This window comes from Chitinophaga sancti (genome assembly GCF_034087045.1).
Taxonomy (GTDB): Bacteria; Bacteroidota; Bacteroidia; order Chitinophagales; family Chitinophagaceae; genus Chitinophaga; species Chitinophaga sancti_B.
The window spans coordinates 7,895,297-7,908,233 of record NZ_CP139247.1; the positions used below are offsets into that span (position 1 = coordinate 7,895,297).

The 12,937-nt window shown below is 44.1% G+C and carries 14 protein-coding genes; 4 read left to right on the forward strand and 10 right to left on the reverse strand.

Annotation, left to right across the window (positions count from 1 at the left end; all coding sequences use genetic code 11):
• Positions 1–77 precede the first annotated feature (77 nt).
• The 5 genes from SIO70_RS31605 to SIO70_RS31625 form a co-directional block, all read right to left on the reverse strand.
• Positions 78–1,928 carry a hypothetical protein gene (locus SIO70_RS31605; protein ID WP_320577675.1) on the reverse strand — a complete coding sequence of 617 codons (1,851 nt, stop codon included), beginning with the start codon at positions 1,926–1,928 and terminating at the stop codon, positions 78–80.
• The gene (locus tag SIO70_RS31610; protein ID WP_320577677.1) at positions 1,922–3,799 is read right to left on the reverse strand and encodes a tetratricopeptide repeat-containing sensor histidine kinase; all 1,878 of its coding nucleotides are present in this window, start codon (positions 3,797–3,799) and stop codon (positions 1,922–1,924) included. Before SIO70_RS31610 ends, SIO70_RS31605 begins: the two co-directional genes overlap by 7 nt.
• 67 nt (positions 3,800–3,866) lie before the next feature.
• The gene (locus SIO70_RS31615) at positions 3,867–4,076 is read right to left on the reverse strand and encodes a hypothetical protein (protein ID WP_320577679.1); all 210 of its coding nucleotides are present in this window, start codon (positions 4,074–4,076) and stop codon (positions 3,867–3,869) included.
• A gap of 11 nt (positions 4,077–4,087) precedes the next feature.
• Complete coding sequence (locus tag SIO70_RS31620; protein ID WP_320577680.1) at positions 4,088–4,783, reverse strand: NUDIX hydrolase; 696 nt, start codon at positions 4,781–4,783, stop codon at positions 4,088–4,090.
• A gap of 185 nt (positions 4,784–4,968) precedes the next feature.
• Positions 4,969–5,457 (reverse strand): DinB family protein, encoded by a 489-nt coding sequence (locus tag SIO70_RS31625; protein ID WP_320577682.1) that lies wholly within the window; start codon positions 5,455–5,457, stop codon positions 4,969–4,971.
• Between the two features lie 63 nt (positions 5,458–5,520).
• On the opposite strand from SIO70_RS31625, the gene SIO70_RS31630 reads away from it, so the two are divergent.
• A complete protein-coding gene (locus SIO70_RS31630) occupies positions 5,521–5,973 on the forward strand; it encodes a GNAT family N-acetyltransferase (protein ID WP_320577684.1) in 453 nt (150 codons plus the stop codon).
• A 12-nt stretch (positions 5,974–5,985) separates the two neighbouring features.
• The gene (locus tag SIO70_RS31635; protein WP_320577686.1) at positions 5,986–6,831 is read left to right on the forward strand and encodes a GNAT family N-acetyltransferase; all 846 of its coding nucleotides are present in this window, start codon (positions 5,986–5,988) and stop codon (positions 6,829–6,831) included.
• A 100-nt stretch (positions 6,832–6,931) separates the two neighbouring features.
• On the opposite strand, the gene fabD is transcribed toward SIO70_RS31635, so the two are convergent.
• The 3 genes from fabD to SIO70_RS31650 form a co-directional block, all read right to left on the reverse strand.
• Positions 6,932–7,825 carry an ACP S-malonyltransferase gene (fabD, locus tag SIO70_RS31640; protein WP_320577687.1) on the reverse strand — a complete coding sequence of 298 codons (894 nt, stop codon included), beginning with the start codon at positions 7,823–7,825 and terminating at the stop codon, positions 6,932–6,934.
• Positions 7,826–7,978: 153 nt separating this feature from the next.
• Positions 7,979–8,572, reverse strand: coding sequence for a GTP cyclohydrolase I FolE (gene folE / locus SIO70_RS31645; protein WP_320577688.1), 594 nt, complete (start codon positions 8,570–8,572; stop codon positions 7,979–7,981).
• Positions 8,573–8,602: 30 nt separating this feature from the next.
• On the reverse strand, positions 8,603–9,013 hold the full coding sequence (locus tag SIO70_RS31650; protein ID WP_320577690.1) for a 6-pyruvoyl trahydropterin synthase family protein: 411 nt from the start codon (positions 9,011–9,013) through the stop codon (positions 8,603–8,605).
• 35 nt (positions 9,014–9,048) lie between these two features.
• Here SIO70_RS31650 and mqnB point away from each other — a divergent pair, with 35 nt between their 5' ends.
• Both mqnB and SIO70_RS31660 read left to right on the forward strand, forming a co-directional pair.
• Positions 9,049–9,780 carry a futalosine hydrolase gene (mqnB, locus tag SIO70_RS31655; protein ID WP_320577692.1) on the forward strand — a complete coding sequence of 244 codons (732 nt, stop codon included), beginning with the start codon at positions 9,049–9,051 and terminating at the stop codon, positions 9,778–9,780.
• Between the two features lie 36 nt (positions 9,781–9,816).
• A complete protein-coding gene (locus tag SIO70_RS31660) occupies positions 9,817–10,602 on the forward strand; it encodes a 1,4-dihydroxy-6-naphthoate synthase (protein WP_320577694.1) in 786 nt (261 codons plus the stop codon).
• Between the two features lie 19 nt (positions 10,603–10,621).
• Here the strand turns inward: SIO70_RS31660 and SIO70_RS31665 are convergent, their stop codons facing one another.
• Both SIO70_RS31665 and SIO70_RS31670 read right to left on the reverse strand, forming a co-directional pair.
• Positions 10,622–11,929 carry a deoxyribodipyrimidine photo-lyase gene (locus SIO70_RS31665; RefSeq protein ID WP_320577696.1) on the reverse strand — a complete coding sequence of 436 codons (1,308 nt, stop codon included), beginning with the start codon at positions 11,927–11,929 and terminating at the stop codon, positions 10,622–10,624.
• A gap of 142 nt (positions 11,930–12,071) precedes the next feature.
• Positions 12,072–12,911 (reverse strand): aminotransferase class IV, encoded by an 840-nt coding sequence (locus SIO70_RS31670; protein WP_320577697.1) that lies wholly within the window; start codon positions 12,909–12,911, stop codon positions 12,072–12,074.
• Positions 12,912–12,937: the final 26 nt, after the last annotated feature.

Below are 12,937 nucleotides of genomic sequence, written 5' to 3' on the forward strand. Positions count from 1 at the left end.
GCCATTTTTCCCGCCGTTGATTGCTGATGCCATAGGTATTAACAGTCAACGGCGGTTATTTTTTTAAAGCGTCATTTTTAACTAAATGAGGGCAGTGCATAAATCAATTGCAGTTGCTCACCTGCTACATTTGCACAAATCTGCCCACCCATCTTATCAATAAAATCTTTACAGATTATAAACCGCATGGCCAGCTCCTCCCCTTCGCCCTGTACACTATACACCGCATCTTCGTAGGCAAACAAACCCGTAGCCTGCTGTGCCGTCAGTACTGTGGGGGCACTGATCACCATCACCTTCACCCTGTCTGCCTCCTGCATAGCCACTACTTTTATATCCCTTCCAAGCGTAGCAGCACCCTGCAATAAACTTCTGTGTACAAAGTGCAACATCTCACAATCTCCTGCTACCTGCAATCCTTCGGGAATATCTGTCAATACCCCGGTAAACATATCACTTAGATCACAAGGCGCCGGAGCATACACAAAACCGGATAATTGCGACTTGATCCATCGGAGGATATTATCAAAAATTTCCAGCGTCTTTCTGCTGCTGTTCTCCGTATCCCGTATCAGTTGCTGTCGCAACAAAGGGTCTGCATCTCCATTTTTAAATAAAGCAGCCACCCTGATAATATTCTGTAGGGGCTCCCTGAAATCATGTGCTACTACAGAGATGAGCTTGTTTTTAAAATCATCCTGTACCTGCAACTGCCTGTTCTTGTCGGAGATTTCCGCATTCATATTTGCCAGTAGTTCCTCCTGTTGCCGCAGGTACCGATAGCTGCGATAACGGGTAAATGTAAACCCACCCAATATCATTAATACCCCCAGCAGAAAAGCAATCAGTTTTCGTCTCGCTAACCTTTGTGTATTGGCCCTTGCCAGCTTTTCCGTTTGCACTTTATTACTGAGATGCCATTCATTGAGCTCCTGTTCTTTCAGAAAATAATCCAGGTAATTCACATGCCGGCTATCTTTCATCACCTCCTGTCTGTCAGTAAGGGTCCAGAGTTCATGCCCGTATTCTGCCATTTTAGGGGCATTGTGCACCTTAGCATAATAGCGGTAAATGCTGATCACCTGTGGTAACATAAGGTCAGTATAACCGGCTATTTTGCCCAATGCATAGATCTTTTCTTTGTAAGGAATGACATCCAGCTGATACCCTGCATTGTAATAATGTTCAATGTGCTGCAAAATGTCGATCGCGACATAGATCAATCCATCTTTCTGCGCTTGTGTGGCCAGTGAATTGATCCATGCCACTGCTTTTGCCTGTTCGCCTTTCCTGAATAAATTATCCGCTTCGAATGCATGTATTAAATACAGATCCCTGGCACATCCGGCATAATGGCCGGCAATGTTTTTCGCCTGCCGGATTGCCCATTGCACTGAATCTCTGCGCGAGGAATCATTGTCGAACCGCGTTGCATAATTGATGAGCACCAGGCTATAAATAGAATCATATACCAGCTTTCTTCCTATATCCATGGCCTGATACAGGTATTGCTCTCCTGTTTCATTCATGCCTGCCAGGCTATGGAATACACTCATGTTCATAAGCACCTGGCAAACGTTGCTGTTATCATCCAGCTGCCTGTAATACACCAGTGCTTTGCTTTCGTATTCAATGGCCTGCTTTATGTTGGCCTTGAGTGCATATGCAATACTGAGATTATTTAACGCATCCGCCACACCTTTCCGATAGTTCAATCTGTTCGCCAGATCCCTTGCCAGCACGGCATACCAGAAACAACTATCTGCATTGCTCAGGTGCCACTTCATACTCAGTTCATTCAATACATCTGTGTATACCGTGCTATCCTCCTCCTTCACCAGTCGCTGGTGCAGTTGCTGTACGGCGCTCTTTTGAGCACATACCACCTGCGTGATAAGGAGCAATATGACGATTAATTTTTTTAACACGGTAATGTATATGAAAATGTACTTCCTTTATCCGAGCGGTTTTCTGCTTCGATCGTTCCACCCATTTTATCCATAAAATCCTTGCAGATGATCAGTGCTAATCCAGCACCTCCCCTGGATGGTTGCGTTCCTTTCTTTTCAGGGCGGTATTCAAATATCCGATCCAGCATTTCTGCTGCAATTCCTTTCCCCTCATCGGCGATGCTTACTGTCACCCAACCGTTACGGGTAGTAGCAGTAACGGCAATTGTACCTCTTGCCGGACTAAATTTAATCGCATTGTGCAACAAGTTTCGATGTACAAACTGCAACATCTCTTTATCTGCCAGTACCTGTATATCGGCAGGTACCTGTACTACCACCTGCAACTGCTTTTCCAGCATTTCTTCTTTCATAGCACCCATCGCTTGTTGGATCAGATCAGCTGGTGTACAGGGCAATGGCTGATACACAAAACCACTGAGCTGTGTCCGGATCCAGCGAAGAATATTCTCAAAGATCTGCAAGGTATTGTCTGCATTATTTTCCAATCGCCTGAACAACGCAGCAGCTTCCTGTAGGGAGAAAGCGCCTTGTTGCAGATAAGCAGTAATTTCAATAATCTGAATCAATGGAGAACGAAAATCATGTGCAATGAGAGAGATCAGTTTATTCTTGAAATCATCATGGGTACGTAACAGTGCATTTTTTTCACTGATCTGTTTATTCATTTCCCGCAGACGATCTGCATTCCTGCGGGAGCTGCGATGAGAGCGGTTGATATCCAGCAGCAACAAAACCAGCAGCACTAACAATACGATCAAACAAACAATAACGAGATACCGACTCCTTGCTTCCAGCGATTTTCTATCCAGTTGTTGCTGCTGAAAATCGTGTTGCAATTGTAGTTGTCGAAGTTGTTTTTCCTGCAGGTAATAATCCATGTAATCCTGTTCACCCTGCGAGCGGCTTTGTTCATATAGCTCTGTAATATCAGCCATCAGATCCGCATAATAATTTGCTGCTGCTGTCTGATGCCGCAGTTCATAATAGCGATAAAACTTTGCTACCACCGGCAATACTATTTCCCTGTAACCCCCTTCCAGCCCCAGCCTGATCACTTCTTTCTGATAGATCATGGAGTCTGCACTATGTCGTTGAATACTGTAATCTGCTAACTGTGCATAACCATAGAGCGCATGATAAAGAAATCCTTTTTTCAATGCTGCCCGCACCAGGTCCTGTACTTTAGACACGGCTAATGCAGTATCTCCTTTATCATAAATTTCATCAGCCTGAAGCAAGCCAGTATAAATGATCATACGGGTATGATCACCTTTCATAGCCAGCTGATAAGCATTGGCCAGGTATTGACTGGCCAGTGCCATATGTGGTGTATCCTTGTGATAAATGAAAAAGTAATTCGCCATTACTGCAGACATCACACTATCATTACGCATGCGCATGGCCATGTTCAGCGCCTGTTTGATATAATCTTCGGCTTCTTTATGCTGGCCCTGATAATGCTGGTACACCCCAAGTTTAATATTTACGAGGGTCATACCAGTGCTATCTTTCAGTTCTTTGTAAAGTTTTAATGCATCCAGGTAAAAACGAAAAGAGAGATAACTATTGTCACGATAGGAATAATATCCTCCCAATCCCCTGTATACTTCAGCTTCTCCCCACTTAAAGCCAATGCGCTTGGTTACGCCTCTGGCCATGGTCAGGTATTGAAAGCAGGTATCCAGCTGGCGATTCTGGTATTTCTGTGCAAGTGCGATTAATATGCGGGAATAAACGACACTGTCTTTGGTGACAGGCAAGGCATTTTTTAGTTGCTGTATCTGGCCAAAAGACACTTCACAGCGGACAAGGAGTCCGACAGCCACTACTACACTGTATAATAGTTTCCCTTTATAGTTCCCGGAGATCAAATGCCTTGTAGCTAAAAAGCTATCACGATTTTATAAGGGACAGGTCTATGCCCATTTTTGTCAAAGCCTGCACACCTGTTGGGGTAATGTAAAAATGTTTATTGTCAGCACCATCCTTTGCAATCCATCCTTTTTCTATAAAGGCGGCTGCCAGCAATTCTCCCAGTTTACCCCCAATGTGCCCATAACAAAACTTTGCTGGCTTTGGCACATCGTTCGTTTCCTTTTTCATATTCTGCTGGTTTAGATTTCAAATACCAGTCCTCTCGTTTTTAGTTCTTCGTATTTCAGTTTATCAAACCGGTATAGGTGTGCACCTTTCTTGGAGGTGGTTTTGTCCTTTTCTTCCAGTTTTTCCAATATATTCATGGAGAGGATTTTCTTCCTGAAGTTGCGTTTGTCCAGCTCATGCTGAAAGATCTCTTCATACAAGCTGCGTAGCTGTGACAAAGTAAATTTCTCCGGCAGCAGTTCAAAACCGATGGGATGAAAGTGCGCATTGTCACGCAGTTTTTTCATGGCATCGGCGATCATTTGCCTGTGGTCAAAGATCAGGTTAGGAATTTGATGCAGTTCCAGCCAGTGCGCACTATAGGTCTGTGAAGGAACATGCTCCTGCTCTGTAATGCGAATCAACGCATAGTAAGCCATCGAGATCACTCTTGCACCTGAATCGCGCCCTACATCTCCATAACACCCTAATTGATCCATGTAAATATTTTCCAATCCCGTGGTTTGTTTCAATACGCGGGCAGCAGCATCATCTACACTTTCATCATTCTGAAGAAAACCTCCCATCAGTGACCAGTCTCCCTGCATGGGATCTACTTTTCGCTGCATGATCAGTAATTTCAGCCTTCCATTTTCAAATCCAAAGATTATACAGTCTACTGCTACCAGGTGCTGAGGAACATTTGCATAAAATGATTGTGCACTCATTGAAAATTAATTGTCTGCGTGGTTGACGGCCCTCTTTTTATTGCAGCTGGCAAGACCGTGAAACCTGTTGTTTTTCATCTATTAGCTGCAAAGATGCTACATTTTCCTGCTACTTCCGGCACCAGAAATAACTTTTACTAAAAAGACAGCCACGTGGATGCGCTGCCAATATTGAACTGATATAGCTATTTCTTCGCGTATTCGCTATAATCAGTACCCGGAATCTTCGTCACACCGACCTGTCGTAATAGTGTGACCAACTGGCCCCGGTGATAAGTAGCATGATTGAAAACGTGCATCAGTATTTCTATAACGGTTAATTTACCATATTGTTTCTGGCTATTGTAATAAGCTACCGTATGGGGTAATTTTACGGGGTTGATCTGCTGCACCATTTCCAGCAATTGCCGGGATACAGTAAGCCACTCCTCACAAGCCGCCTCGAATGTACCCTGAAACTTAGGTGCCGGCTTCTGCGTCTGCTCCACTAATTCTATGCGTTGCTTCCACACACTTTCCGCATCCCACACATGATACACCGTCTGGCGTATGCTGGGAAAACTACTCACAACTTCCTGATCCAGCTGCGCTTCCGTTAGCTTTTTCAGTACCAGCACCAGGCGCTGATTAGCCCAAAGGTGATAACCAGCCAGATTGAGTACGACTTCCTTCAATATTATTGAGTTTTTATTACCTTCAACAAAATACCGAAATTTTATACAACAGTAAAAATATATATGACACCCATTACCATCAGGAACGTACGAATAGAGGATTGCCCACGCTTATTGGAACTGATCAGGGAACTGGCGGAATACGAGAAAGCAGCACATGAAGTGACCGTAACACTAGAACAGTTCACTGATGCCGGATTTGGCAAAAGCCCTGTCTGGAAAGCTTTTGCAGCTGTAGACGGAAATCTGATCATCGGGTTTGCCCTCTACTACATCCGCTATTCTACCTGGAAAGGTTGTCGTATGTACCTGGAAGACCTGCTGGTAACAGAAAGCTATAGGGGCAAGGGGATTGGTAAAATGCTGTTTGACAAGCTGTTGGAAGAAGCAAGGGCGCAAAATTACAACGGCATGGTTTGGCAGGTACTGGAATGGAATGAACCGGCTATTAATTTTTATAAAAAATACGATGCCAGCTTCGATCCTGAGTGGTGGAATGCCAGCATCAGTTTCTAATCATCTTTGATTATGCTTTATAGATTCCACCACCTGCGCGGTATTGCTACCAGGCAACTTTGCCAGGTGTTTAATGAAGCCTTTAGTGATTATGTCATTCCTATGCAACTGACGGTTTCGTTGTTGCAGCAGAAAATGGCAGGAGAAAGTATACAGCTGGATTGCTCGGCAGGTGCTTTTCAGGGGGATGATTTGTATGGGTTTATATTGCATGGGAGGGATGAAAGCCGTCCGGAAGTGTTGTACAATGGAGGCACAGGTGTGATCCCGCTGGCCCGTGGGCAGCATTTGGTACAGGAATTATATGAATATTTTATACCAAAATACCAGGAGCAGGGGGTGAAGGAGATCTTGCTGGAAGTGATAGGCAGTAATAAGAAAGCGATTAAAGCTTATGAAAATGCGGGATTTGAGCAGCAAAGGAATTTCTTGTGTTTTAAAGGAGAAATTCCGCTAAAAAAGAAAGAAACTAAAGGGATTATTATTCAAAAAAGCGTTTTGCCTTCGGAGGTCTTACTCGCTCCTTTTGCTGATCAGGTACCCAGCTGGTCGAATAGTATAGCGAGTGTAAGGAGGGAGCAACAACATACTACTACGTGGGTAGCAATTTTTGAAAATGAAATAGTAGGGTATATCAGTGTATATCTTGCCAGCAGGCGGATAAGACAGATAGGAGTGCGAAAGGATATGCGGCGAAAAGGGATCGGAACGGCCTTAATGCAACAGGCTGCAGAGGCATTAGGAAACCCTTTTAGTCTTATTAATGTGGATGAAAAAAACGAAACTTTTATAAAATTCCTGGAAACTATCGGCATGTCTCAAATCCTTACCCAACACGAAATGAAACTCTCTTTATAAACCAGCCGCTGGCCCTCGCCTCGTCCAAAACACAAAGAGCTTTTGCCTACGGCAAAAGCTCTTTGTGTTTGTATAGAATTTTTAAGAAATTGGATTACTATTAATTAATTCCATTTACTACAGCCTCTTTATGAATCTTCTGGATCAACCCCTGCAGCACCTTCCCAGGCCCTGCCTCTGTAAAATTAGTCGCTCCATCCGCCACCATCGCCTGCACTGACTGCGTCCACTTTACTGCTCCTGTCAACTGATCAATCAAATTCTGCTTGATCTCTGCCGGATTACTCACTGCCTTCGCTACCACATTCTGGTACACAGGACAATTAGGCGTATTAAATGTCGTCTTCTCTATCGCTGCCTTCAGCTCTTCCTTAGCCGGCGCCATCAGCGGACTATGAAAAGCTCCACCTACAGGCAATACCAGTGCACGCTTTGCACCTGCTGCCTTCATTCTTTCACAAGCCACTTCAATCCCCTTCAGTGAACCGGAAATCACCAGCTGACCAGGACAATTATAGTTAGCCGCTACTACCACCTCACCGGTTTCATCACTCACCGCTTTACAAATTTCTTCCACCTTCGCATCTTCCAGACCCAATACCGCCGCCATTGTAGAAGGATTCTGTTCACACGCCTTCTGCATAGCAGTGGCCCTGATGTAAACCAGTTTCAGCGCATCTTCAAAAGTAAGTGCACCATTCGCTACCAGCGATGAAAACTCACCCAGCGAGTGACCAGCCACCATATCAGGCTTCGCACCTTCTGCTCTACACAGAAATGCAATCACACTGTGCAGGAATACAGCCAGTTGTGTAACACGGGTTTGCTTCAGGTCCTCGTCAGTACCTGTAAACATTACATCTGATATACGAAAGCCGAGGATCTCGTTCGCCTTCTCAAATAAATCTTTTGCAGTTGGATTGGTGTCATACAGGTTTTTACCCATACCCGGGAACTGAGCGCCCTGACCGGGAAATACGTAAGCTTGTTTCATTTACATTGATTTACGGTTGCCAACCAGACATATGTATTATCATTAAATACATATCTCAGTGATTAGGATTGCAAATATTCATAGTCTTTGTGATATATCAAAATTTGCATCGAATAAAAAACCCTCTCGCCGGGAGAGGGTTCCTATTAACTTTTAAATACTCTGACCAAGCAGCCGCATGAACTCGCTTCTTGTTCTGCCATCTTCAAACTGCCCGGAAAAGGCGGAAGTGGTCGTCACCGAATTCTGCTTCTGCACCCCTCTCATCATCATACACAGGTGCTGTGCCTCTATTACCACAGCCACCCCCATAGGTTGCAACGTATCCTGAATAGCATCCAGGATCTGGTGTGTCATGCGCTCCTGTACCTGTAGTCTTCTGGCATACACATCTACCACCCTGGCCAGTTTGCTCAGACCGGTAATATACCCGTTAGGGATATAAGCGATGTGCGCCTTACCAAAGAAAGGCAACATATGGTGTTCACACAGGGAATACAATTCGATATCTTTCACAATGACCATCTCACTATATGACTCTGTGAATTTGGCGCTATTCAATATCTCTCTGGCATCCTGCTGATAACCTGTAGTCAGGTATTGCATTGCTTTTGCTACCCTTTCCGGTGTCTTTTGCAATCCTTCTCTTTCCACATCCTCCCCCAACAGGGAAATACTATTTTTGTAATGCCCGATAAGATCGGCAGTTACCTTCTCATCGTAAGATTCAACCTTCTTGTAAGCCATTGCTTATTTAAACTTAAGATCAATTAATGACTACCCTCCGTAATATTCTACATAGATACGGGGTGTTTCGTACAACTTGATGCAGTGGAGCTGCACGCCTTCCGGCAGGTGCGGAGTCAGCTGCTCCCAGATCCCGATAGCCAGGTTCTCCGCAGAGGTGAACTTACCAGCCATGAAATCTACATCCATATTGAGGTTGCGGTGGTCTACTTTTTCCACCACATATTCTTCGATTAAATTACTCAGTGTTTTGGCATTAAAAACAAACCCTGTTTCAGGATCAGGATTGCCTTTTACCGTAACGTGCAATTCATAATTATGACCATGCCAATTCTCGTTAGCACACTTTCCAAACACTTCTTTATTTTTTTCCTTACTCCAGGCGGGATTTGATAATTTGTGCGCCGCATTGAAGTTCTCCACACGCGTTAAATAGATCATGTGATTAGCTGCGATTTTCCGCAAAAGTACAACAATTGAAGGACAAGCCAATCAGTGGGCACATAAGGCCGGTAGGTCGCTATTCATTTTATTCCGATATTTGCACCATGAAAATTCTGGTCATTGCTGCCACACCATTCGAGATCAAGCCATTCTCCGACTACCTGTCAGGTCATCATCACCCTGCTACCCAAATCACGACACTCGTTCACGGCATCGGCATGATGCATACTGCCTACCACCTGGGCCGTCACCTGTCCGGTACCCGTCCCGACCTCGTTATACAGGCAGGTATTGCCGGCTGTTTTGATCATAGCTGGGAAATGGGCAAAACCGTGATCATAAAAAGAGAGCAATTCGGCGACCTCGGTGTGGAAGACGACCAGGCCTTCAAAGACCTGTTTGAAACCAACCTATGGCAACCTGATCAACCACCGTTTACTAACAAACAACTGGTGAATCTGTTCGAAGGCGTACCACATTTACCCCTACTCGAACAGGTAAGTGGCGTAACCATCAATACCGTAAGTGGTAGCGAACGTACCCGCCAAAAACTGGTAGACAAATATAACCCCGCCGTGGAGAGCATGGAAGGCGCTGCCTTTCATTACGCCTGCCTGTTGGAAAAAATCCCTTTCTTCCAGCTCCGCAGCATTTCCAACTACGTGGAAGTACGCGATAAGTCCAAATGGAAAATCCCTTTGGCCATCCAACAACTCAACGAAACATTGATCACATATATTGAACATCTGAGACAGATACACTAGATTAACAGCGCTTTCTGCCTCCTAAAGCAAAGCATTATGGAATTAACACTCGGATTTTCCCCATGTCCCAACGATACTTTCATCTTTGATGCCATGGTGAATAACAAGATCGACACGAAAGGCTTACAATTCAACACCCGCCTCGAAGATGTGGAAACACTGAACAAATGGGCGCTGGAAGGAAAACTGGATATTACTAAACTAAGCTATGGGGTCCTTCCTAAAGTACTACATCAATACGAGCTGCTCAACAGTGGCTCTGCCCTGGGTAGAGGTTGTGGCCCGCTCCTGATCGCGAAAAAACCGATCGATAAAGAAAATATCAAAGATTGCAAAATTGCTATTCCAGGTATTAATACCACGGCTAACCTACTCTTCTCCACTGCATTTCCCGAAGCTCAAAACAAGGAAATCCTGGTTTTCTCCGACATTGAAAACGCCGTATTAGATGGTCGTGTAGATGCAGGTGTGATCATTCACGAAAATAGATTCACTTATCAACAAAGAGGACTGGTCAAAATCATTGACCTGGGTGAATACTGGGAAAGCACCACCGGCAGCCCGATTCCATTAGGAGGTATCGTGATCCGCAAGTCACTGCCTGCTGAACTGAAGCAACAGGTAGACCAGCTGATTCATGATAGCCTGCAGGAATCATTCAAACACTATCCTATCCTTTCTCCTTTCGTGACATCTCACGCACAGGAAATGGAAGAAAGTGTAATGCGCCAACATATAGAACTTTATGTAAATGACTTCTCCCTCGACCTGGGCGAAGCCGGCAGAGCCGCCGTAGACCGACTCATGGCAGCCGCTTTATAATATTGAAGAAGCAGTCGCGTTAACTTTTCGCGACTGCTTTTTTATATACTTCCAATGCTCTTTTTCTCGCCTCTTCATGAATGACCATAGGTGTAGGATATGTTAACTCATCCAGCTCAGGCACCCACTTACGTACATATTTCAAATCGGGATCAAATCGCTCTGTTTGCAATGAAGGATTAAACACCCTGAAATAAGGTGCTGCATCACATCCACATCCTGCCGCCCATTGCCAGTTGCCATTATTAGCTGCCAGATCATAATCCAGTAATTTCGCTGCAAAATAAGCTTCTCCCCATCTCCAATCTATCAGCAAATGTTTTGATAAAAAACTCGCCGTGATCATACGCACCCTGTTGTGCATAAAACCAGTCGTATTCAATTCACGCATACCTGCATCCACAATAGGATAGCCGGTTTCACCATCACACCATTTTTTAAACTCCGCTTCATTATTTCTCCATTTGATCTTATCATATTCTTTTCTGAATGCCTGATGTACGACCTGTGGATAATGCCACAATATCATGGAGAAGAAATCTCTCCATATCAACTCTCCTAAAAAAGTTTGATTTAAATGATTCGCACGCTCTGCCAGTTCTCTTACACTGACTGTACCAAAACGCAGGTGTAATCCGAAATGTGTAGTGCCATGTATACCTGGTATATCCCTGGTTTTATCATAATTTTCAATCAGGCTATCCTTTACTTTTACACCAGGAAAATCCCGCTCACCGGCCAGTAAACCCATCGTTCGCAAAGAAGGGATACGCATGCTTTTTTGTTTGTAGAAATTGTCGAAGTACTTTTCCACAGGATACGCTTTCAGATAAAAATCATTCAGCTTCGCTCTCCATTTTTTACTGTAAGGCGTGTAAATAGTATACGGTTCCCCGTTATCTTTCAGCACTTCATCCCTGTCAAAGATCACCTGATCTTTGTACAATTTAAATTCAATTCCCTTTCCTTTCAAAAGCTTTCCGATGGCCTTATCCCGCTCACGCGCATAAGGTTCATAATCGATATTGGCATACACCGTCTGCACATCATAATGAGTCGTGTAATGCTCAAAGGCTTCCTCAGGAGTACCATAAAATACATCCAGGCTGCTACCCAGTTTTGCTAGTTGTTCCTGCATCTCTTCCAGGGTATCACGGATAAAAGTAACCCTACGGTCATGTTTATCTTCAAGATTATTCAGAATGACAGTGTCAAATACAAATACAGGTACGACAGGATGTTCTGATTTTAAGGCATGGTATAACGCAGCATGATCCAGCAATCGCAAATCACGGCGTAACCAACACAAAGTAACGGTGGAGGGCATAATAGAGGTTAGTTTTTTGCAATTCTCAATGAAACATTCCGTAGACAATATTAAGACGTAATACTCAAATAAAGTATTACAAAAAATACGCCACTGCTGCGCATCTTCAGCGAATTACCATATTAACAATTGGGGGGATATTCTATAATACGCCTTCATGCAGCAACTCATGTAGTATCACTGCAGTAGCATTTCCATAATTATTATCGCGGAACTGACCTACCCACCGTACACCCGTGATGGCATTGGTGAGGAATATCTCATCTGCATTCTCCAGGTCAGCTATTGTCAGGGGCTTTTCTATCACTTTAAATGGGAGGTCCATATCTATTATGTGCTTACGCATCACACCACATACACAACCCTCACTCAATGGAGGGGTGATCAGTTTTTTATCATCCACAATGAACAGGTTAGCGATCGTCGTATCAGCCACTCTGCCGTGTGAATTTAACAGGATCGTTTCATTCAACCGATGTTGTTTTCCATACATCGCTGCCATGATATAAGGCAAACAGTTATTCGACTTGATAGTAGCATATTTATCACAACTCTTCCGTGCTTCTGAAAACACATCTATCACCAGTCCTTTATCATTCAGTTCCATCACCTGCCGGTCCAGTTCCCAGCTTTGAATAATAAAATTAGGATGGTTATTCACAGGATCATAAAGACCTCCATCCGATCTGAAAATAGTGAGCCTTACCCTGGCCAGGCGATTATGATTATTCCGGCTACAAAGTTCTGCTATGAGCCGGGTAAAATAAGTTCGGGTGAAATTGTGAGGGGCATCGAAATGTAGCAGATGCAAACTGGCCATCAATCGCTCAAAATGCAGTTCAGAAAGCTGCACCTCTCCCCTTACTGCACGCATGGTCTCAAAACAACCGTCTCCATACCGGAAAGACCGGTTGTCTGCCGTAAAAATGGGTTCAGACGCCGAAATAAACTTTCCATTATAACATGTATACACCTGTTGCACTTCGAACGCTTTTTTATGTTAGAAAG

What these genes read in the sequence shown, in the direction of transcription:
- SIO70_RS31615 (WP_320577679.1), bottom strand. Translation starts at nt 4,076, where the DNA reads ATGAAAAAGGAAACGAACGATGTGCCAAAGCCAGCAAAGTTTTGTTAT.
- SIO70_RS31620 (WP_320577680.1), bottom strand. Translation starts at nt 4,783, where the DNA reads ATGAGTGCACAATCATTTTATGCAAATGTTCCTCAGCACCTGGTAGCA.
- SIO70_RS31630 (WP_320577684.1), top strand. Translation starts at nt 5,521, where the DNA reads ATGACACCCATTACCATCAGGAACGTACGAATAGAGGATTGCCCACGC.
- SIO70_RS31635 (WP_320577686.1), top strand. Translation starts at nt 5,986, where the DNA reads ATGCTTTATAGATTCCACCACCTGCGCGGTATTGCTACCAGGCAACTT.
- fabD (WP_320577687.1), bottom strand. Translation starts at nt 7,825, where the DNA reads ATGAAACAAGCTTACGTATTTCCCGGTCAGGGCGCTCAGTTCCCGGGT.
- folE (WP_320577688.1), bottom strand. Translation starts at nt 8,572, where the DNA reads ATGGCTTACAAGAAGGTTGAATCTTACGATGAGAAGGTAACTGCCGAT.
- SIO70_RS31650 (WP_320577690.1), bottom strand. Translation starts at nt 9,013, where the DNA reads ATGATCTATTTAACGCGTGTGGAGAACTTCAATGCGGCGCACAAATTA.
- SIO70_RS31660 (WP_320577694.1), top strand. Translation starts at nt 9,817, where the DNA reads ATGGAATTAACACTCGGATTTTCCCCATGTCCCAACGATACTTTCATC.
- SIO70_RS31665 (WP_320577696.1), bottom strand. Translation starts at nt 11,929, where the DNA reads ATGCCCTCCACCGTTACTTTGTGTTGGTTACGCCGTGATTTGCGATTG.